Consider the following 21746-nt stretch of genomic DNA (forward strand, 5'->3'; position numbering starts at 1 on the left):
ACTTCATTATCAAACAAAAAGCCTTCAATAACTTTGTATAATCGGGATTTATCTTCCTGATTTAATTCCGATATTTGGGATAAAATACTGTCTTTCATAAAGCAAATATAATAAATATATTATTTAGACTAAAGCCATTGATTATAATACAAGCAACATTGAACATTATCAATGGCTACTAAAAGGATTCTAACAAATGATACTTAATACTTGCCATTCAACAATTCTCCACCAATAGTTGATTTGGCTTCAATTCCAAGTTTTTTCATCATTTCATACGTAGTGCAAACCGCTGCCGAGGTAACCGGAATCCCACACTCCGCCTGAATTTGATCAATCGCTTCTAAAGAGGGCATTTGCACACAAGCCGAAGCCACCAATACGTCAACGTCCGTTAAGTCGAGTTGCTTATATATTTCTAATAAATTCAGCGGATTTTGTGCGGCGACTTCTAAATTATCAGGAATTTCCAAAGCGATACTTTCTTTTACTTTAATGCCTTGGTGTTCAATATAGTCCACCACTTTATCCGTCAACGGGCGCATGTAGGGCGTGATAATCGAAATTTGTTTCGCCCCTAAAACCTTTAGTCCGTTAATCAGCGCGCCAGCCGAGGTCACAATCGGGGTAGGGAAGCCGTTAGCAATCGTCTCTTGGTGTAAGTTCACTTCAGATACACAGTGATAGCCCCGTCCCATACTCATAATGGCCACCAAACAAGCATATCCCATCACATCCACCTGCGCGTCCGAAAGTTCGATCGCACATTTCAAACTCATCGCGTCCATCGCAGCCAATTCTTCTTGAGTAACTTTCTTCATACGCATCCGACTGCTGTGAAAGGTAAAGCGTTCGGGTAAAATTGTTTGCCGTGCGTTGAAAATCGCCGGGATCTCGGTTTCCATCGTCACATTTGACGACGGAACAATTTGTCCAATTCTATATTTTTTATTCATTATCTGATAATTCTACTGTTAACTATTTACTGCCTACTGAACACTGCCCACTGCCCACTGCATACTGTATACTGATCACTGAATAGGGCAATGCCTCCGGCCCGGGCTCTACGCGGTACGCGGTACCTTGCTTCGATCCCTATTGCAATCCCTGCTTAAATCTCTTTTACGGTATTCATAATCGTCCCGATTCCTTCCACGGTTGCTTCAATCACATCACCATCGTGAAGCCACTCCTGAGGATCACGACCCGCACCCACACCAGCAGGCGTTCCTGTTGCAATAATATCACCGGGTTCAATCGTGAACACGGTACTTAAGTCTTCGATTAAATCAGGGATATTAAACAGCATGAATTTCGTATTGGAATTTTGTTTTTCAATTCCGTTAACCTTCAGACTAAGATTCAAGTTATGCGGATTCTCAATCTCCTCTTTTGTCACCAAATAGGGGCCCATCGGTGCAAAGGTATCTTGTCCTTTGGAAACAATCCATTGGCCCTCGCGACGGCAATCCCGTGCGGAAATATCGTTAATCACTGTATACCCAAACACATAATCCATCGCTTCCGATTTGGATACATATTTTCCTGTTTTTCCGATGATTACTGCCAGTTCCACTTCCCAGTCCAATTGGGAGGTTAGTTTTGTATTTTTGATTACTTCGGTTTTAGTAGCGGTAACCGTTGTAGGAGGTTTGGAAAAAATGATGGGTTTCTGGGGGAGTTTCCCTGTAGTATCCAAGGTTCGTGCACTCTCAGCCACATGTTCGGTATAGTTCAACCCAATTCCGATAATATTTTTTCGAGGTCTTGGAATAGGGGCGAGTAGCGTTACTTCTTCCAAAGGGACTCCAATTTTTATGATAAATTCATCGGGTGTATCAGCAATCAAATCATTTATCTCATCGACAACTTCAATGCCCATATCAATCAAGTCGAGCATATCATCGGGTAAAGGAAAATTGGCTACTTCGCCAAAATCCTCCATATCAATGACTAAATCGTTAAATATAAACCCCAAACGGGCTTCTTGATTTTGATGGGTGTAGGTAACTAATTTCATTTGGTATCTTTTTTTATGGTCACCGTTTCACCGGCGTTGTTTATTACTTCTATTTCTAGTGAGGATTTTGTTGCGATAAGTTCTTTGAGTCCTACAATATCACAAACGGATAGCTTTTCTAAACGATGTTGGTCAATTCGAATTATAGGATTTCCAAATTGAATCTTAGACTTGAGTGTTTTATCCCACACGATACCTACGACAAGCTTTTGATCGATTAGGGTGGGTGTAAATTGGGGTGTTTTTTGAGTTAAGTCATTTTGCGTTGGTGCTTCGAAATACCACTTTTTCTTATGAAAATCCAAGGTTACTTTTCCTAATTTAAACACATCCAGTCCGATACGGGAATTGTCATCATCAGTAGTTTCACTGATAATGTTGGTAAACGTTGTTCCGTTAATTTTCATTTTTTGAATTTGAACCAAACGGTGGGGGCTTGGTTCCAACTTTTCAAAAAGTCCCAACGAAACTACACCTGTTGATTCGCCAAGTGTTTTTACAACTTCTCCTTTTTTGAAATCCGCGTACACTCGATTTGATAAATCATAAAAACCATCCATTCCCGTATCGAGTAAGGCAAATTCGCTACCTTCATTGCAGCCTTCACTTTGATGTTCCAAAGCGATGTAAGGCGCTAATTGTTGGCCAATTAATTGCAAAGAAAAGCCTTTTGTCTTTGGTGAAAATGATTTCACGGTATGCGATATTCGCAACTTTTTGCCAGTATAATCAATTTGTAAAACCGCATTTTTAAAGAAGTTACTACCTACAAATCCATCCAAACGGTAACATTTTAATACGGGATGATTGTCTAAATCTACCACAATGGCTACACCCTTCTCAAATTGTAAGGACCCTAAACGCATTTCTGGTAAAGGAACCATTACCATATTTTGCGTTTTATTATTGGCATCAACTACATTGACGTCTCTTTTGGAGGCTGGATTAAGGATGTTGGCTAATCGTTTCGAAATGATATTTGGCGCGCCAGTATCTAATAGGAACCGATAGGTTTGTCCCGCCAAACTTACCGGAATGACAATTTTTCCATGTTCAAACTCAAAACTGACTTCCTCAAAGAACTCTTTTTGGGATATCTTTCCAGCATCGAGTTTAAAATCTTGTGCCCAAAGCTGTCCAATTCCCCAAAACAAGCAACAAATGACCCACTTTTTCATAGCTGTTTTTTTAATCAATTATTTGATGTCCGTTATTTTCGGTTAAAATGCGGTCTTGATACAAGCCCAACCCTTCAATTACGGGTAAGTCATTGAAATGAAACAAACACGCATCTTCCGTTTCTGAAGCATTGTGATGTTCGTGCCAAGCCCACGAAGGGACGCAGAAAATATCGCGTTCTTTCCAATCAAATCGTTGACCATTGATAATGGTATAGCCGCTTCCTTTCGCACATTGGTACACAAATGAACCGGTATGTTTATGGGCTTTGCCTTGAAATCCTTTGGGTAACAATTGCATGGACGCACTCATGGTTTGCATCACATGGCCGCCCGTTAATGGATTGCTGTAACGAAGGTGGATCCCATCAAACGGATCGATAGGATTCACTTCTAAAGCTTCTAGAAGTGCTGGATAAACCTTGCTCCAGGAATATTTAAAAAGGGGCGAATAGGGTTTATCCCATTGCACATCAGCCGGAATGAGTCCGACACCACTATACGTTTTTGGTGAATAATTCAACGGAACATCCAACGGTTGTTTGCCCTCATACACCGCATAATCAATGGCTTCTAAAGCATTCACTAAGGGAATATCCAAACCATCTTGCCAAATACAGGTTTGACCATCAGCTTCCACGCCGTGTTCATGCCAAGTCGAGTTGGGTGTAATTACAAAATCGTTGACTTCGAGCATAATTTTATTACCGTCCACCACGGTATAGCCTTTACTACCTTCCATGATAAATCGCAGGGCAGAAGCACGATGGCGGTGTGCCGAAGTGGATTCACCGGGTCGCGTCACTTGAATTCCGGTATAGAGCCAACCTACAGCAGCAGAAACGTCTTTGCGTTTGTCATTAACCAAATAGACTACGCGGCGTCCTGCTTGTTCGGGTGTCACGAGTTCGCTTGATTTGAGTACCAACGAGCGTAAATCATCGTATTTCCAGAGCATCGGAACGGAATTCGGACGCGGCTCCCAGGGTTCGATATCGTTGGCAACGGTCCACAAAGCACCGGCACCTAAAGTTTCTAACTCGCTGTAATAGGCTTCGAGTTCAGGCGTATCACTCACACGCGCTCTTCCGTAGACATCATCGGAATAGTGTTGCTCTTTCATTTTTTTGTTTTTTGGAGACCTAACAGGTTTTTAAAACCTGTTAGGTCTGAATTATTTATTCCTTTTCGGTTCCATCCACAAAGGTAATCTTGCGGGTGGCTGCGACATTAACCCGTAAATCAAAAATATCAAATCGGTTGTAATGCCCTAAGATATCGTGCATTTGTTTGGGTTGGATGCATTTGGCCAAATCAATTTCAGCATAGACAATGCCTTCATCATCAATTAAAGGTGTCCCGATCACCGCTCCATTAGGACCTATGAATCCTGAGAATGCCGAACTTTTACGATCCAATAAGGCATCAATAGTGGGCACTTCGGCACGTAACGCATCCTTAATTTCTGGAGAAATGGTTGAACACGATACTATAGTAAATAATTTTCCTTCGAAAGAATGGGCCGCAGCCCGAATTTTGATTGCTTCCGCCATATCATAATCAGGGGGAGCCACAGGAAGAGAAATATAATTGGCAATATGCACCAATTCGCCTTGTGACAATAGTGTAAAACGTGCCAACGTATTGGTGTTTTCACCACAGGCTAGAGTGCCTATCGGTCCCACTTCGGTATCATACACTTTCAACGAAGATCCATCGCCTGAAGTCCACGTTAATTTCTCGGCCCATGTGGGAACCAATTTACGGTGTTTCCCTATGATGGTACCTTGATTATCAATAATCAAATTGGTGTTGTAAATTTCGCCAAAACTTGCACCACGTTCATTAATTCCAATGACGATATGCATATTGTAATCGCGTGCAGCTTGGTACAATGGTTGCATTTCAGGGTCTTCAACGGCTACTGAATTTCGGTAGAGTTGTTCATACCAAGCACTGCCTTGCACAGGCGTCATCACCCAATTCCAATAGGGATAGCCCGCTACAAAAACCTCAGGGAATGCAATCAAGGTTGCACCATTTTCATGCGCCTCTTTAATAAAACGAATGGCTTTATCAATTGTTCCTGAAACATTGAGAAAAACGGGAGCCGTTTGTACCGTTGCGGCTTTAAATTTTTTAAATTCCATAGCTTTATTGCAAATAAAGTTCAATTTTTGATTTCATCGATTCATTAAAAGCTTCTGAACTGATGGTTTGGCGGTCTTCAGCGATTTTAACATTCACTAAGGTGACTTCGCCTTCTAGCACTGTTTTTTGGGTTGCATTTACAAATGTAAAACCACAAACCATGGATGAATTACGCAATTCCTTTACCCATAAGTGTTTGGTGAGGGTTTCGCCTAGACGGGCCGGACTCTTAAATTGGACTTTTAAATCGACTGTAGGGATGCCGTTGGTTTCATGCATTAAATGAAACGGGCGGTCGAGGGCTTCTTCAAACCAATCTTCGACTAAGGCATTGAGCATTTCTAGAAAACGCGGATAAAAAACAATCCCTGCATAGTCAATATGTTGAAAACGAATTTTTTCTTCTTTAGTAAAATAGTTCATGAATAGTAGTTGTTTTAGCCCTGATTGAAGCGGCATCCTCGTAGCGAAGCGGAGAGATACAGCGGAAAGCAGGAAATAGCTCCAAAAAAAAGCTATTCAAAGATACATTAATCTTGGGTTTTTAGTTTAAAACGTTGGATTTTTCCTGTTTCGGTTTTGGGTAATGCTTCAACAAAATGAATCACCCGCGGATATTTATACGGTGCCGCTACTTCTTTGAACCAGTGCTGTATACGATTCTTCAGTACATCGGATGCTTTAGAAGGATCTTTTAGTACAATGTAGGCACAAACCAACATCCCGCGTTCCTCATCGGGTAGTCCGACCACTGCGCACTCCGCAATAGCCTCATGTCCGATCAAGACACTTTCAACTTCGATGGCCGCAATATTATAACCGGAGGAAATAATCATATCATCACCGCGCGCCACAAACCAATAATAACCGTCTTCATCTTTTCGAAAAATATCTCCAGTTACATTCCAACCATATTGAACATATTCGGCTTGTTTTTCGGGACGGTTTAAATATTTGCAACCCGTAATGCCGCGAACGGCTAGTCTTCCGGGAGTACCATCGGTAATTTCTGTTCCGTACGCATCAATAATTTTGGCTTCATAACCTGTGATAGGAATGCCTGTAGCGCCGGGTTTCATGTTGGATTCATTCGAAGAAATGAAAATATGCAGCATTTCTGTCGCGCCAATCCCATCAATAATTTTGAGTCCGGTCACGTCATACCAATCTTGCCAAACTTTTAAGGGTAAGGTTTCGCCCGCAGATACACATTTGCGCAAACTTGAAATATCATATTCGTGTACTTTACCAGTAATCACGCGCCAAGCGGTAGGGGCGGTAAAGCAAATGGTGATTTTATGTTCTTGAATGGCTTGTAATAATAAGTCGGGACTGGGTTTTTCAATTAAAAATGTGGAAGCGCCGTAATACAAGGGAAACAACACCAACCCTCCGAGTCCAAAAGTGAATCCGATAGGCGGACTACCCATAAAAATATCAGCTGAAGTGGGTTGGAGTGAATAGGCAGGAAAGGCTTCACAAATGTTGAGAATATCTTTATGATAATGGGCGGTCATTTTGGGTAAGCCAGTGGTTCCTGAGGTAAAACCGATTAAGGCCACACTTTCAGAATGGGTATGAAAGTTATCAAAAACAGGCTCGTATTTCGCCATTAAGGCTTCCAATTGCCCATTTCCAAAATAGCAAACGGATTGTAAATGATCGCTTTTCACCAAATGCATTTCTTCCTCTAAATCGGCGGCACAGAAGGCATGTGAAATTTCGGCGCAATCAATTATTGTAGTTAGTTCTTTTGAACGCAATAAAGGCATTGTAGCCACGACTACTCCGCCCGCTTTTAGAATGGCAAACCAGCAGGCTACCATCATGGGGGAATTGGCGGAACGAATCAACACCCGATTACCCGATTGGAGTCCCAGTTCGTTCACCAATACTTGCGCAATTTGATTGCTTTTTTCGTACAACTCTTGATAAGTCCAAGTCGTTTCAAAAGTGCGTAAACAAGGGTGATTTCCTCTGCCTTCGCGAATAGGTTGGTCCAACAAACGATCGACACAGTTTAGCATTTTAGGTCGTTGAAACTGGGGTAAGTCCAAAAAAGCATAGTTGGGTTGTGCCGAAAGTTCGGGCAAATGATCATGAGCAAACGTATCGGTGTAGTGTTTCATGACAGTTTATTTTTTATTGCTTTTTGGTTTCAAAGCCCGTTTCATCGATTCCATTTGCTTGCGTTCAGCTGCTTGATAGGGATATAAATGCGAGGTGCCTGCAAAATAGGAATCCGGAATATCGGTGGGTCGGAAATTCTCATACGCTTGTGCGTGACGTACAAAATACGGATCCAATAGTAAAGGGCGACCCAACGCGACTAAATCAGCGCGTCCGTTGAGTAAAATGGTATTGATTTGATCGATATTTTGAATGTATCCAGTGGTAATTGTTGGAATGGATACGGTATTGCGAATGGCATCTGAAAAAGGTGTTTGCCACATGCGTCCGACCAATGGTTTTTGGTAACTCACGGTATTTCCTGTCGACACATTGATGATATCGGCCCCCGCTTTTTTAAAGGCTTCGGCTATAGTGAAGACATCGCTTTCGGTAATGCCTCCTTCAGCCCAATCGCAAGCGGAAATGCGAACTGACATGGGTTTTTCTTTAGGGAAAACGGCACGCATGGCTTCAAAGACACGAAGCGGGAATTTTAAGCGATTTTCTATACTTCCGCCAAATTCATCCGTACGTTGATTGGTTAAGGGCGATAGGAACGAAGCAAGCAAAAATCCGTGATGGGCTTGAAGTTCGACAAGGTCAAATCCGGCTTGATCAGCTTTTTGTGTTGCTTGTACGAAATCCGAGGTAATTCTATCCATGTCTGCTACCGACATGGCTTTGGGTGTAGGCATTCCCTCAGCATAGGGTAGGGCGGAAGCAGCTATCAACTCCCAAGGCGAATCTATGGGTTCATTTACTCCTTCACTAGGCCGTTTCGTTGCTCCTTTCGGACCGGAATGACCCAATTGAATTCCGATTTTTGACGCAGTATTTTGATGGATGAAATCGGTAATTCGTTTCCAGCTATCAATATGATTTTGAGTATACAAACCGGCACAACCTAAAGTAATGCGACCTGTAGCTGAAATAGCCGTCATTTCGGTGATAATGAGTCCGACACCACCTAAAGCACGTGACGTATAATGTTGAAAATGCCAGTCGTTCACAGCTCCCTCTTCCGCACGATATTGTCCCATAGGCGCCATTACAATGCGGTTAGGCAACGTTGTTCCTCGGAGTTGGAAGGGGTGAAATGCGGCAGGTTTTGCCTCTTCATTACCCTTAAATTCGGCCATAACTTTATCTGTAAACGATTTGTCCCGAATCATTAAGTTTTCAAAAGTCACTTTCTTTGAACGGGTCATGCAACCAAAAGCGAATTGATAAAAGGGATGTTGGCTATGGCGATCCATATGTTCGAACCAATCCAAAGATACGGTTGCAGCATACTGAATCATTTCGACCGTATTTCGGCGTGTTTGTTCGTATTGTTGGAAAGCCGCTTGTACATTATTCGGGTTGGCAATGACCGCATCCGAGAGTCCGATGGCGCAATCCATAGCTAATTTTGTTCCTGAACCGATCGAGTAGTGGGCGGTAGCTTTGGCATCACCCAATAGTACGATGTTGTTATGATACCATTTTTTGTTGGTCACATGGGGAAATTGACGCCAATGGGATTTATTGGAAATGAGTCCATGGCCGTCGAGTTCTTCTTTGAAAATCGCTTCAATTTTGGCAATGGTATCGGCTTCATTGGTCACTTCAAAACCGTGTTTTTCCCAAGTATCATTGGCACATTCAAAAATCCAGGTACTCATACCCGGTTCGTATTGATAAGAATGGGCAACCATCATTCCATGAGGCGTTGATCGAAAGAAATAGGTAAACGCATCCAAAGGTTTGGTCGAACCTAGCCATACAAAACGGTTGCTTTTGAGTTCGATATGTGTGCCAAATTCTGCAGCATATTGCGAGCGAATCGCACTACCAATACCGTCGGAAGCCAAGATAATATCGGAATCGGCAAATTGAGCTAGATCGGCTACATTTTGTTCAAAATGCAAGCGAATGCCTTCTTCGGTACAACGTTGGTGTAACAATTTCAACAAGGTTTTACGAGAACAACCACAAAATCCGTTGCCCGCGATACTCACCTCTTGTCCGTCACGAGCAATGATAATATCATCCCAATAGGCAAAATTGGAGCGAATCAATTCATAAGATTCCATGTCCCGTTTTAGGAATTCACCTAAAGTTTCATCGGAGAACACGACTCCAAATCCGAAACTATCATCGGGACGGTTGCGTTCGTAAATATCAATTTCACAGTAGGGTATTGCTTTTTTGGTAAGAATCGAAAAATAGAGTCCGCCAGGTCCCCCACCGATAACTGTAATCTTCATATTAGGTATTTCGTTTTAGGGCAAATTGTTCGCCTAATTTAGCATAGTTGGCTCCTGCCAAACGCGCTACAGGACGGTAATTTTCCAAATTAATTTTATAGTTATCCAAAAGTACTTCATCCGCATAATGCAGCATCACGACACGACCAATAAGAACGCAGGCGCCCCCTTGTTGGTGCCCTTCTAAAAAATAATGATGCACGAGTTCGCATTCCAGGTGAATCGGACTCTCTTTCACCCGCATGGGTTTGATTTTAGTTGAAGGAATAGGAGTGAGCCCAGCATGGACAAACTCATCGACTTCTGGAGGTAATTTGTCCGAAGTGGCATTCATTTGTTCGACAACGGCTTCGGTTACCATATTCACTACAAATTGCTTAGTAGTCAAAACATTGTTCAAGGTGTCTTTGTTGGAATCATTATCCCGACGGGTCGAAAACATAACGTGTGGGGGATCATCACCGAGAAGATTGAAATACGAAAAGGGAGCTAAGTTGTTTACTCCATGTACGTCAATCGTAGAAATCCAACCGATAGGTCGGGGAATGATGGTGCCGGTTAATAGCTTGTAAATTGCGGATTGTTCCAGATTTTCAGGATCAAATTGCATGTTTTATAATTTTCAGACAAGATAAAAAAAAGCGATGAAAAAATGAGAATTATTTACCAAACAAAGCAATCCTTTGATAATGAATCAATAAAACATAGGAACATCTACAATTTTAGATACAAAAGGGCGAAAAAACACCTGCTCACAAGTCGACTAGCGTTAAAATACTGATAATTCTTCGATATTTAGCGCTAATTTATTTTAATAGTGAAAAAATATTTTGAAAAAAATTTGATTTATGCATTTATACATTTGCTAAATTAGTATATTTATGCAAAATTTATATATATGGATATTCCAGCCTGTCCCAAGTGTCAAAACACAATTATTGTTAAAAGCGGTGTCATCAAAGAGCGCCAGCGGTATTTGTGTAAATCGTGCAACTACTTCTTTACCGTGAATAAATTGGGGAAAAAGATCGACAGCTACTACGTCACCAAAGCACTTCAATTGTACTTGGAGGGGTTGAGTTTTCGTGAAATTGAACGGATTATCGGGGTGTCCCACGTTACCGTAAGCAACTGGGTGAAAGAGTTTAAGATAAGTAAACCTAATCATACCGACTACCATCCCACCTACAAGATTTATAATCATTTGGAATTGGTGGAATTCCTCAAAAATAAAGAGCAATTAAAAGGAGCAGGGATGATCATTACCGAACTAGGGGACAAGTTCATGCTCATAAAATGGGAACGTTTTAAGGATTAACCTATACGCTTTACAGAAATATATATATTAATTTTTTCCTTTAACAAATATTTAGAATTTGGTCCTGCAAAATGTATTACTAACCAAATTTTAAAGTATGAAAAAAGGAATTGTTTTAGCAGCGTTATGGAGTGCTGCTTTATCATTCGCACAAGGCTCACCCGATTATGGAGGTGGGTTAAAATTCAATTTGAACACGGAAGGTTCCAAGTACATGCGTTTCATTGCATGGAATCAAATCTGGGCGCGTTCTTCCGAATTAAATCCGGGCACCATGATTGGAGAACAAGGGGCTACGAAACAAGAAGATATCGGATTACGTCGATTGCGTATCTTGGCTTATGCGCAAATTTCTCCCCGATACATGATTGTCACCCACATAGGGATTAACAACCAAACCTTTATCAATGGTGGGGCAGCAGGTTCGCAAAACACCGGCGGATACGGCGCTGGAAAAAAACCAGGCCTGTTCTTTCACGATGCATGGAATGAATATGCCGTAGTTTTACCCAAAGAAAATAAACCCTTCAGTTTGTCGGTCGGTGCTGGATTACATTATTACATGGGACTTTCCCGCATGACCATGTCGTCTACTTTAAACTATATGACCATAGATGCGCCGATTTTCAACTGGCCTTTGATCGAAAATTCAGATCAATTTGCCCGTCAAATGGGAATCTTCGTAAAAGGTAAATACAATCGTTTGGAGTACCGCATGAGTATCAACAAACCTTTCGCTACCAATGTAACTCCCGTCAATGTAACCGATCCGAATGTAGCCGTAGCAGTTGATAACAACAACAATGCCCGTTGGTCCAAAGCGGGTTACTTTGAATACCAGTTTTTTGATAAAGAATCCAATTTGTTACCCTTCAAAGTAGGAACCTATTTGGGAACCAAAAAAATGTTCAACATCGGAGCAGGATTCTACACGGCACCGAGCGGAACGAAAACTTCAGTAAACGGGGTCACCGAGCGACATGATATCAATTTGTTTTCGGGGGATGTGTTTCTTGATCTACCCGTGGGAGACAAAGCCAAAAAAGCAGCCATTACCGCCTATAGTGTTTTGTATGATTACGACTTCGGCCCCAATTATTTACGCAATATCGGTATCATGAACGAAGGGGTAGTGGATAATACCTATTCTGGTACGCGTGCCTTGGCTGGCCCAGGGAATTTACAACCAATGGTGGGCTCAGGAACGATTTGGTACACCCAAGCCGGTTATTTGATCCCAAATAAAGATGAAAAACCGAAAGTACGTGTGCAACCCTTTGCTGCTTATACCTACAAAGACTTCGATGCGTTGAAAAAAGCCAGCAGTCAATTTGATATTGGAACCAATTTCTTCTTGGATGGCCATCATGCCAAAATTACCGCTCAATATTCAACGCGACCCGTGTACACTGCTGTAGATAAAATCGATTCCTACAAAGGGGAGATTTTAGTTCAATTGCAGATTTATTTATAACCTAATTTTAACCAACAATAATATGAGCAAAGCATCATCAAAAGGAATTTGGAAAGTAATTTCCGCTTCCTCCATGGGTACCATGATTGAATGGTACGATTTTTACATCTTTGGGAGTTTAGCCGTAGTTATTTCTACCAAATTTTTCCCATCCGACAATCCCACAGCAGCCTTTTTGTCCACCTTAGCCACTTTTGCGGCTGGTTTTGTGGTTCGTCCTTTCGGGGCTTTATTTTTCGGACGTCTGGGCGACCTTATCGGACGAAAGTACACTTTTATGGTAACCTTGATGTTAATGGGGGGAGCCACCTTCTTAATCGGTTGTATTCCTAGCTACGAAACCATCGGATTTATGGCGCCCGTACTGGTTTTGATACTTCGCCTTTTGCAAGGTCTTGCCCTAGGAGGTGAATACGGCGGAGCGGCAACCTATGTGGCTGAACATGCACCCAAAGGGGAGCGTGGGTATTGGACCTCTTGGATTCAAACCACAGCAACCGTAGGTCTTTTTGTGTCGCTTATGGTAATTTTGATTACCAAATCCGTTATGAGTAAAGAAGCTTTTGAAGATTGGGGATGGCGTGTGCCTTTCTGGGTATCGGTTTTAATGGTTGTGGTTTCCTATTATATTCGAAAAGGAATGCACGAATCGCCTGTTTTTGCCAAAGCTAAAGCGGAAGGAAAAACGGCCGCTAATCCGTTGAAAGAAAGTTTTGGCAATAAATACAACCTAAAATTTGTTTTATTGGCTTTATTTGGAGCCACCATGGGACAAGGGGTGGTGTGGTATACCGGTCAGTTTTATGCCATGAATTTCTTAAAAACCGTTCAAGCTATTGACTCTTCACAAGTTGACACTTTATTGGGTATCGCGCTTGTTCTCGGCACTCCTTTCTTTGTAGTCTTCGGAAAATTAAGTGACAAAGTGGGACGAAAAAACATCATGATGCTCGGTATGTTGATTGCGATTATCGCTTACCGACCCATCTATCGCGCTATGTACACGACTACCGATTTGACAAAGAAAACGGAAATAGTTGAAAAAACGACCACCGTTCCCTCCATGAAAGTAATAGAAGGTTCCAAAGTAGATTCTATATATACCACCAATCGCGCTTATACGGATGGAACAACGGTAGAAGAGATCAAAACCCTACACATGGAAGCCGGTAAAGTGCTTTTGGACGACAAAGGAAAAGAGAAAGTTGAAACCAAAATCACCAAGAAAATTAACAATGCTGATCGATGGATGTTAGTCTTCCTTGTTTTCATTCAAGTGATTTTTGTAACCATGGTTTACGGTCCAATTGCCGCTTTCTTGGTGGAAATGTTCCCGGTGAAAATTCGCTACACCTCCATGTCCTTACCTTATCACGTTGGAAATGGAATCTTTGGAGGTTTGCTTCCTGCCATTTCAACCTACTTGGTTACAACCGCCAAAGATGCTGGCGATGTTGAATTTTACCTCGAGGGATTATGGTATCCGATTATCATCGCAGGGGTCTGTTTTGTCATTGGGATGATTTATATTGATAAAAAAATTAACACACTTCACGAATAAAACGCTGGGCTATGAATGCATTAAAAAAACTTTTAGGAATTATTTGGATTCTACTCGCAGCAGCAGTGTCCTATTATTGTATCGCCATTTTTGGTGGAAAATTGTCTTCAGGTAAGCAAGATGATTTGGTTTTTGGAATTATTATCTTCTTTATTTTGCTACCTTTGGTTGTATCAGGCTTAGGACTCTTCGGGTATTATTGCCTAACCAATGAATATGATGAAGATTACGATTAAATAACACCTAATTTACACCCAAAGCTCTTTCATAAGGGCTTTGGGTATTTTTAGTCATGAAAAAAAGACACCAACAAAAATTATTGATCATCACCTTAGTCCTTGGATTAGGATTCAATCTTCCGTTGGTGTTACTTTTTGATTCGGCCACATCCATCGGAGGGTTTCCGCTCATTTATGTGTATCTTTTCTCTTTATGGCTTTTTGCTAGTTTGATTACGTTGATAATTGTAAAACGTTACCATGAGTAGTCTTGTACTTATCGTAATTTTGGGGCTCTATTTGGGGATGCTTTTTTTTATTGCGCATTGGGCAGAAAAAAAAGAAGGCTCACCTATGACCAATAATCCCTACGTTTATACCTTGTCCTTAGCCGTTTATTGTACGGCTTGGACCTATTATGGTAGTATTGGAGTGGCAGCAGATAGCGGATTAAGTTATTTACCCATTTATTTAGGTCCCGTAATTATTGCCCCCGCATGGATTATTATTTTACGACGCATCATTCGGATCTCACGGATCAATAAAATATCAAGTATCGCCGATTTTATCTCCTTACGGTACGGAAACAGTCGTTTTTTGGGGGCTATTGTCACCGTAATTTGTCTCACAGGAATCGTGCCCTATATTGGGTTGCAACTCAAAGCGATTGCCGAAACCTTTCATGTGGTTACTCAAACCCCTATTCGAACGAATATTTTTGATGATAATACGACGTATGTCGCCATTGCTTTAGCGTTGTTTGCCTCCTACTATGGAACACGGTATGTGGATGCCTCCGAAAAACGAAGAGGGATCGTTACCGCCGTTGCTTTGGAGAGTATTTTGAAATTGGTCTTTTTTGTGGTAGTCGGACTCTATGTTACTTATGGCGTATACAACGGATTTGATGATATTTATCAAAAAGCGCAACATTTACCTGATTTTGTGGCACGAAATACCATTGGGGGATTGCCGCAAGCGATGAATTGGGGATTGCTGTGCATCCTTTCTATGTTTGCAATTTTTCTATTACCGCGCCAATTTCACGTAGCTGTCGTTGAGAATAATCGTGAAAACCACCTCAAAACCGCAGTTTGGTTGTTCCCTTTATACCTGTTGATTTTCAACCTGTTTGTGTATCCCATCGCTTGGGGAGGTAATATTCTTTTTGAAGGGAAAAATGTGAATTCGGATGCTTATTCCTTGCTTATTCCTTTGCATTTCCAAAATACGGCTATGGCAGTTTTGGTCTTTTTAGGAGGGTTTTCAGCAGCGATTTCGATGATTATCGTTTCGTCGATTGGGTTGTCAAACATGTTAACCAACAATGTGCTTATTCCCTACAACTTGTTGGGAAATTTAAGTGGGTCAGCGCAATCTATCAACAGTCAACGTATCATTAATAGCCGAAAAATTGGCATTTTTTGCTTGATTATCTTCGCTTATCTCATCTACCGTTTTTTCGGTTTGGATTATAATTTGGTATCGATAGGAATGGTTGCCTTTGTGATTATTGCCCAATTGGGTCCTTCATTTTTTGGCGCTTTATTTTGGCGTAGAGGCTCTCGTTTAGGCGCTATTTGGGGTATTATCATGGGCTTTGTGATTTGTGTTTATACCCTTTTGCTTCCTTATGCCATGGGTACATCCAATACCAATGCGCCTTTTATCAACGATGGACTATGGGGTTTTTCACTGTTAAAACCGTTTCAACTGTTTGGATTAGACTATTTGCAACCCGTACCTCATGCCTTGTTTTGGAGTTTGTTTTTTAATTTCATCACTTACTTTGCGGTTTCGGTTAGCTTTAAAGGAAATTATCGGGAACGCAATTACGCTGAAATGTTTGTGGATATCAACCGCTACAGCACCAATCACGAAAATGCTTTTATTTGGAAAGGTACGGCGTATAAAAATGATATCGAAAAAGTATTAGTTCGCTTTATGGGGGAAGAACGCACCCGACGCGCCATGAATATTTTCAATGTCAAATACAATGTCGATCAAAAACAAGAATTGGCCGATGCACGCTTGGTTAAATTTGCTGAAAATTTGCTTACAGGATATATCGGTACAGCTTCCGCACGAATATTGATTGCCAGTGTAGTAAAAGAGGAAAAAATTACCTTGCCGGAAGTGTTGAAAATTTTGGAAGAATCCAAAGAGAATATCATCATCAACAAAAAATTGACCGAAACGTCTCGGGAATTACACGAATTAACCGCCAAGCTAAAAGAAGCCAACGATTCGTTAATTCAAAAAGATCAACAAAAAGACGAGTTTTTAGATACCGTTACTCATGAAATTCGAACGCCAATCACTGCGATTCGGGCAGCCAGTGAAATTTTGATTGAAGATGAAGAAATTCCAGAAGAGCTTCGGAAACAATTTTTACAAAACATCATCTCGGAATCCGACAGGTTAAATCGATTGATTGATAAGGTGTTGGATTTGGAAAAATTTGAAACGGGTAAACAAGAGATTCACGTAGCCCCACATCCAATTTTGGATACGATTGTGAGAGCGGTAGAACCTTTGCAACAGCTTATTTCCAATAAAAACATCGCCGTTCATTTGGAAGGTAAAGCTTCCCTCGTGGCATGGTATGATGAAGATCGAATTTTTCAAGTCGTCACCAATTTAGTCTCCAATGCAATCAAATTCTGCCCAGAGGAGAACGGACTTATTGTCATCGCAGTCCAAGAAAAAACTGATGCCATCGAAGTACAAGTTCGCGACAACGGCAAAGGTATAGCCAAAGGCGATTTTGAAACTATTTTTGATAAGTTCTACCAATCTACCAACCAAAATTTTAAAAAACCCATTGGTAGTGGACTCGGATTAGCCATTTGTAAACAAATTATTGAAATGCATAAGGGACAAATATGGGCCGTCAATAGTAGTACTGGCGGAGCTTGCCTTCATTTCACCCTTCCCCAAAAAGAGCAACTATGAAAAAGATACTTATAGTAGACGATGAACCTAACATTGTCATGACACTCGAATACACATTCAAGAAAAATAATTTTGAAGTCTTTATTGCGCGCGATGGCCAAGAAGCGCTAGAGATTTTAAAGTCACAGTTGCCCGACGTGATTATCTTGGATATTATGATGCCTTTGGTGGATGGGTTTGAAACCTTACAACACATTCGCCAAAATGAACAGCTCAACCATTGCAAAGTCATTTTTCTTTCGGCAAAAAACAAAGAAAGTGATATCGAAAAAGGACTGGCACTGGGGGCTGATGCTTATTTAACAAAACCCTTTTCATTGAAAAAAGTAGTCGAGAAAGTATCCGAACTACTCGCGTAAAACAACATCCAACTTCGTATGAATTACACCGAATTTTACCAGGAAAGTCTTGGTAAACCAGAAGTCTTTTGGCAAAAACAAAGTAAAGCACTTCCATGGTTTAAGGCACCAAGCACTATATTATCAGAAGATACAAACGGTTATCCACTTTGGTTTGCCGATGGAGAAACCAATGCTTGTTATTTAGCATTGGATCAACATATTGAAGCCGGGTATGGCGAACAAATTGCACTTATTTATGATTCGCCAGTCACCCAAACCATTCGTAAATACAGCTTCAACGAAGTCAAGTCCGAAGTCGCTCGATTGGCGGGAGGACTCTTAGCGTTGGGACTAAAAACAGGTGATACAGCGGTAATCTATATGCCCATGATACCCCAAGCGGCTTTTGCAATGCTGGCCTGTGCGCGGATAGGGGTAACACATTCTGTGGTTTTTGGTGGATTTGCACCGCATGAATTGGCTATTCGTATCGATGATTGTACGCCAAAAGTGATAATCACTGCATCCTCTGGAATTGAAATCGACCGATTAATTGCCTACAAGCCCTTGGTCGATGAGGCGATTGCTTTGGCCAACCATAAACCGAAAAAAGTAGTGGTATTAAACCGAAAACTCGGCGCTCGGATTCCGTTTAAAAAATACGATGTCGATTATGACGCTTTGATATACGGATCGGAAGAAGTAGCCTGCGTCCCTGTTTTGGCAACCCATCCATTGTATGTATTGTACACTTCGGGTACCACAGGAAAACCAAAAGGCATTGTAAGGGACACGGGCGGTTATGCAACGGCTTTAAAGTTTTCTATGCAATACATTTACGGAGCACAACCAGGAGAAGTTTTTTGGGCTGCCTCCGATGTAGGGTGGGTAGTGGGCCACAGCTATATTGTTTACGGCCCCTTAATTAATCGAAATACTACGGTACTTTTTGAGGGTAAACCAATACGAACACCAGACGCTAGTACGTTTTGGCGTGTAATTTCGGAGCACAAGGTAAGTGTTATGTTTACGGCACCTACCGCCATACGAGCCATTAAAAAAGAAGATCCTAATGGAGATTTTATCAAACAATACGATTTGTCTTGCTTACGCACCCAATTTTTAGCCGGCGAACGTTGCGATGTGGCAACCTTAGAATGGTACAACCAACATATTCCTATTCCCGCTATTGACCATTGGTGGCAAACGGAATCGGGTTGGCCCATGATTTCCAATATGATGGGGGTCGAACAACTTCCTGTAAAACCAGGTTCGGCTTCTAAAGCGGTGGCTGGATATGATATTCGAATCTTTTCCGAAAATGGAGAAGAATTAGGACCCAATGAGGAAGGCTTCGTTGTCATTAAATTGCCATTACCTCCGGGAACTTTGTTGGATATCTGGAAGGACAATGCCCGTTTTCATGCAGGGTATTTGTCAAAATTCCCAGGCTATTATTTTTCTGGGGATGGCGGTTTTAAAGATGAAGATGGCTATATATTTATTACCGGTAGGGTAGATGATGTCATCAATGTCGCAGGGCATCGCTTATCTACCGCCGAAATGGAAGAAATTGTGGCGGCGCATCCTGCTGTAGCTGAATGTGCTGTGATTGGAATTAATGATGAGTTGAAAGGACAAATACCGTTGGCTTTGGTGGTTACCAAATCGGGGGAACCCATCGAGCATTTTCAGTTGCAACATGAAGTGGTTCAAAAAGTCCGCGAGCAAATTGGAGCTGTAGCCTCTTTAAAAGAGGTACTAGTCGTACAACGATTGCCGAAAACACGTTCTGGAAAAATATTGCGAAAATTAATGCGCAGTATGATTGATGGTGTTGAATACCAAATTCCTTCCACCATTGACGATGAAGCCATTATTGATGAAATTATCGAAGTGGTAGTGCAAGGTAAAATAGGAAGTTTCAAATAATTCATTACAGAAAAATAGGCAGACGCGTGCAATAAACATATATATCTATTTAGCAAAATATTTCATTTCTGCACTCGTAGAATGGCTATATTTACATAACCAAAAAAATATAAAACAAGATTTACAATGAGTTATTACAAAATAAATAATCTCGAACATTATTTTAAAATGTATAAGAAATCCATTCGTGAACCCCGAAAATTTTGGGATCGCATCGCGGATGAGAATTTCACTTGGTATCAAAAATGGGATAAGGTTTTGGAATTTGATATGCAGGAAGCGGACTTCAAATGGTTTGTGAATGCTAAAGTGAATATCACCAAAAACTGTATCGACCGTCATTTAGCTAAACGGGGGGAAAAAACCGCTATTATTTTTGAACCCAATGATCCAAATGAAGCAGCACAGCACATTTCGTATAATGAATTGTATGCTCGTGTGGCAAAAATGGCGAATGTGTTACGTGACCAAGGTGTTAAAAAAGGGGATCGTGTTTGTATCTACCTTCCGATGATTCCAGAGTTAGCTGTTGCAGTTTTAGCTTGTGCACGCATTGGAGCCATTCACTCCGTTGTTTTTGCTGGATTTTCAGCATCAGCGGTGGCAGCTCGAATTCAAGATTGTGAAGCTAAAATGGTCATTACTTCCGATGGAGGTTATCGTGGTGATAAAACCATCAACCTTAAAGGTATCGTTGACGAAGCATTAGAAAAATGTCCAACCATAGAAACCGTTCTGGTAGCCCGTCGAACCAATCAAGACGTACCGATGAAAGCGGGACGTGATTTATGGTTGCAACCCTTATTGGATGATGCAATTCCCAACAATGTGGCTGAAATCATGGATGCCGAAGATCCATTATTTATCCTATACACATCGGGTTCGACTGGTAAACCCAAAGGAATGTTGCACACCACAGCAGGTTATATGGTCTATACGGCCTATACCTTTAAAAATATTTTCAATTACGAAGAAAACGATGTGTATTGGTGTACTGCCGATATCGGTTGGATTACGGGACATTCCTATATTTTGTACGGACCGCTCTTGAATGGGGCTACAACGGTGATTTTTGAAGGTATTCCTTCGTATCCTAATTTCAGTCGTTTCTGGGAAGTGATTGAAAAACATAATGTAAATCAATTTTATACAGCGCCCACAGCGATTCGCGCATTAGCCAAAGAAAGCTTGGATTATGTTCAAAAATATCCCTTATCTTCCTTGAAAGTAATTGGTTCAGTTGGGGAGCCCATCAATGAAGAAGCATGGCACTGGTATAACGATCATGTAGGTGGAAAACGATGCCCATTAGTTGATACATGGTGGCAAACGGAAACAGGAGGTATTATGATTTCCCCCATACCTTTTGTAACGCCAACAAAACCGACCTATGCGTCGTTACCGTTACCTGGAATTCAACCCGTATTAATGGATGAATTGCGCAACGAAATTGAAGGCAATCAAGTAACGGGAAGTTTGTGTATCAAATTCCCTTGGCCAAGTATGGCACGTACCATTTGGGGCGATCATCAACGGTATAAAGAAACCTATTTCTCAGCCTTTCCTGGAAAATACTTTACAGGTGATGGTGCCTTACGTGATGAAGTAGGCTATTACCGAATTACGGGTCGCGTAGATGATGTAATTATTGTTTCTGGCCATAATTTGGGTACTGCACCAATAGAAGATGCGATCAACGAGCACCCAGCGGTAGCCGAAAGTGCCATTGTTGGTTTTCCACACGATATTAAAGGAAACGCAATGTATGGCTTTATCATTTTGAAAGAAGTGGGAGAGACCCGTAACCGTGAAAATCTTGCCAAAGAAATTAACCAATTGATTTCGGATCAAATCGGACCCATTGCCAAATTAGATAAAATTCAATTTGTAAGTGGTTTGCCAAAAACACGTTCCGGTAAGATTATGCGTCGTATTTTACGTAAAATTGCGGAAGGAGATTTTAGCAATTTCGGCGATATTTCTACACTTTTGAATCCTGAAATTGTAGAAGAAATCAAAAATGAACGGGTATAGTTTATAATTAGTCATTCCTTAAAAAGCCACTATTTTAAATTTCGATTAAAATAGTGGTTTTATTTTTAGTGAAAAAGTTGAACAATAATTGTAACCAAAAAATAATTAGTTCTTTAATTTGGTTAAATCGGAGCTTTAGATTG

General features: G+C 41.1%; 18 protein-coding genes. 9 read left to right on the forward strand and 9 right to left on the reverse strand.

Annotation, left to right across the window (positions count from 1 at the left end):
* Nucleotides 1-203: 203 nt before the first annotated feature.
* The 9 genes from O9316_RS04520 to O9316_RS04560 all read right to left on the reverse strand — a co-directional run bounded on the left by O9316_RS04520 (nt 204) and on the right by O9316_RS04560 (nt 10380).
* Nucleotides 204-905 carry an Asp/Glu racemase gene (locus O9316_RS04520; RefSeq protein ID WP_298347027.1) on the reverse strand — a complete coding sequence of 234 codons (702 nt, stop codon included), beginning with the start codon at nt 903-905 and terminating at the stop codon, nt 204-206.
* A 206-nt stretch (nt 906-1111) separates the two neighbouring features.
* Nucleotides 1112-2020: a fumarylacetoacetate hydrolase family protein gene (locus tag O9316_RS04525; protein WP_298205265.1), complete on the reverse strand. Its 909-nt coding sequence runs from the start codon at nt 2018-2020 to the stop codon at nt 1112-1114.
* Nucleotides 2017-3198: a retropepsin-like aspartic protease gene (locus O9316_RS04530; RefSeq protein WP_298205266.1), complete on the reverse strand. Its 1182-nt coding sequence runs from the start codon at nt 3196-3198 to the stop codon at nt 2017-2019. Before O9316_RS04530 ends, O9316_RS04525 begins: the two co-directional genes overlap by 4 nt.
* 10 nt (nt 3199-3208) lie before the next feature.
* Nucleotides 3209-4321, reverse strand: a complete 1113-nt coding sequence (locus O9316_RS04535) for a cupin domain-containing protein (protein ID WP_298347030.1) — start codon at nt 4319-4321, stop codon at nt 3209-3211.
* A gap of 55 nt (nt 4322-4376) precedes the next feature.
* Entirely contained in the window at nt 4377-5348 is a 972-nt protein-coding gene (locus O9316_RS04540; RefSeq protein ID WP_298205268.1) for a carbon-nitrogen hydrolase family protein, read from the reverse strand.
* A 4-nt stretch (nt 5349-5352) separates the two neighbouring features.
* Nucleotides 5353-5772: a thioesterase family protein gene (locus O9316_RS04545; RefSeq protein WP_298205269.1), complete on the reverse strand. Its 420-nt coding sequence runs from the start codon at nt 5770-5772 to the stop codon at nt 5353-5355.
* A 107-nt stretch (nt 5773-5879) separates the two neighbouring features.
* Nucleotides 5880-7478, reverse strand: coding sequence for an AMP-binding protein (locus O9316_RS04550; RefSeq protein WP_298205270.1), 1599 nt, complete (start codon nt 7476-7478; stop codon nt 5880-5882).
* Nucleotides 7479-7484: 6 nt separating this feature from the next.
* The gene (locus tag O9316_RS04555; RefSeq protein WP_298205271.1) at nt 7485-9770 is read right to left on the reverse strand and encodes a bifunctional salicylyl-CoA 5-hydroxylase/oxidoreductase; all 2286 of its coding nucleotides are present in this window, start codon (nt 9768-9770) and stop codon (nt 7485-7487) included.
* A gap of 1 nt (nt 9771) precedes the next feature.
* On the reverse strand, nt 9772-10380 hold the full coding sequence (locus O9316_RS04560) for a flavin reductase family protein (protein WP_298205272.1): 609 nt from the start codon (nt 10378-10380) through the stop codon (nt 9772-9774).
* A gap of 288 nt (nt 10381-10668) precedes the next feature.
* Here O9316_RS04560 and O9316_RS04565 point away from each other — a divergent pair, with 288 nt between their 5' ends.
* The 9 genes from O9316_RS04565 to acs all read left to right on the forward strand — a co-directional run bounded on the left by O9316_RS04565 (nt 10669) and on the right by acs (nt 21603).
* Nucleotides 10669-11088 (forward strand): helix-turn-helix domain-containing protein, encoded by a 420-nt coding sequence (locus O9316_RS04565; RefSeq protein WP_298205273.1) that lies wholly within the window; start codon nt 10669-10671, stop codon nt 11086-11088.
* A gap of 97 nt (nt 11089-11185) precedes the next feature.
* Entirely contained in the window at nt 11186-12562 is a 1377-nt protein-coding gene (locus O9316_RS04570) for a porin (protein ID WP_298205274.1), read from the forward strand.
* 22 nt (nt 12563-12584) lie between these two features.
* The gene (locus tag O9316_RS04575; RefSeq protein ID WP_298205275.1) at nt 12585-14123 is read left to right on the forward strand and encodes an MFS transporter; all 1539 of its coding nucleotides are present in this window, start codon (nt 12585-12587) and stop codon (nt 14121-14123) included.
* A gap of 11 nt (nt 14124-14134) precedes the next feature.
* Nucleotides 14135-14359, forward strand: a complete 225-nt coding sequence (locus O9316_RS04580) for a DUF6814 family protein (protein WP_073362201.1) — start codon at nt 14135-14137, stop codon at nt 14357-14359.
* A gap of 56 nt (nt 14360-14415) precedes the next feature.
* On the forward strand, nt 14416-14610 hold the full coding sequence (locus tag O9316_RS04585; RefSeq protein WP_298205276.1) for a hypothetical protein: 195 nt from the start codon (nt 14416-14418) through the stop codon (nt 14608-14610).
* On the forward strand, nt 14603-17296 hold the full coding sequence (locus O9316_RS04590; RefSeq protein ID WP_298205277.1) for an ATP-binding protein: 2694 nt from the start codon (nt 14603-14605) through the stop codon (nt 17294-17296). Before O9316_RS04585 ends, O9316_RS04590 begins: the two co-directional genes overlap by 8 nt.
* The gene (locus O9316_RS04595) at nt 17293-17655 is read left to right on the forward strand and encodes a response regulator (protein ID WP_298205278.1); all 363 of its coding nucleotides are present in this window, start codon (nt 17293-17295) and stop codon (nt 17653-17655) included. The genes O9316_RS04590 and O9316_RS04595 overlap by 4 nt, the downstream gene beginning before the upstream one ends.
* Nucleotides 17656-17673: 18 nt before the next feature.
* Nucleotides 17674-19569, forward strand: coding sequence for an AMP-binding protein (locus tag O9316_RS04600; RefSeq protein WP_298347032.1), 1896 nt, complete (start codon nt 17674-17676; stop codon nt 19567-19569).
* 126 nt (nt 19570-19695) lie between these two features.
* Nucleotides 19696-21603: an acetate--CoA ligase gene (gene acs, locus O9316_RS04605; RefSeq protein ID WP_298205279.1), complete on the forward strand. Its 1908-nt coding sequence runs from the start codon at nt 19696-19698 to the stop codon at nt 21601-21603.
* Nucleotides 21604-21746: the final 143 nt, after the last annotated feature.

It is taken from the genome of Flavobacterium sp., assembly GCF_027533505.1.
Taxonomy (GTDB): Bacteria; Bacteroidota; Bacteroidia; order Flavobacteriales; family Flavobacteriaceae; genus Flavobacterium.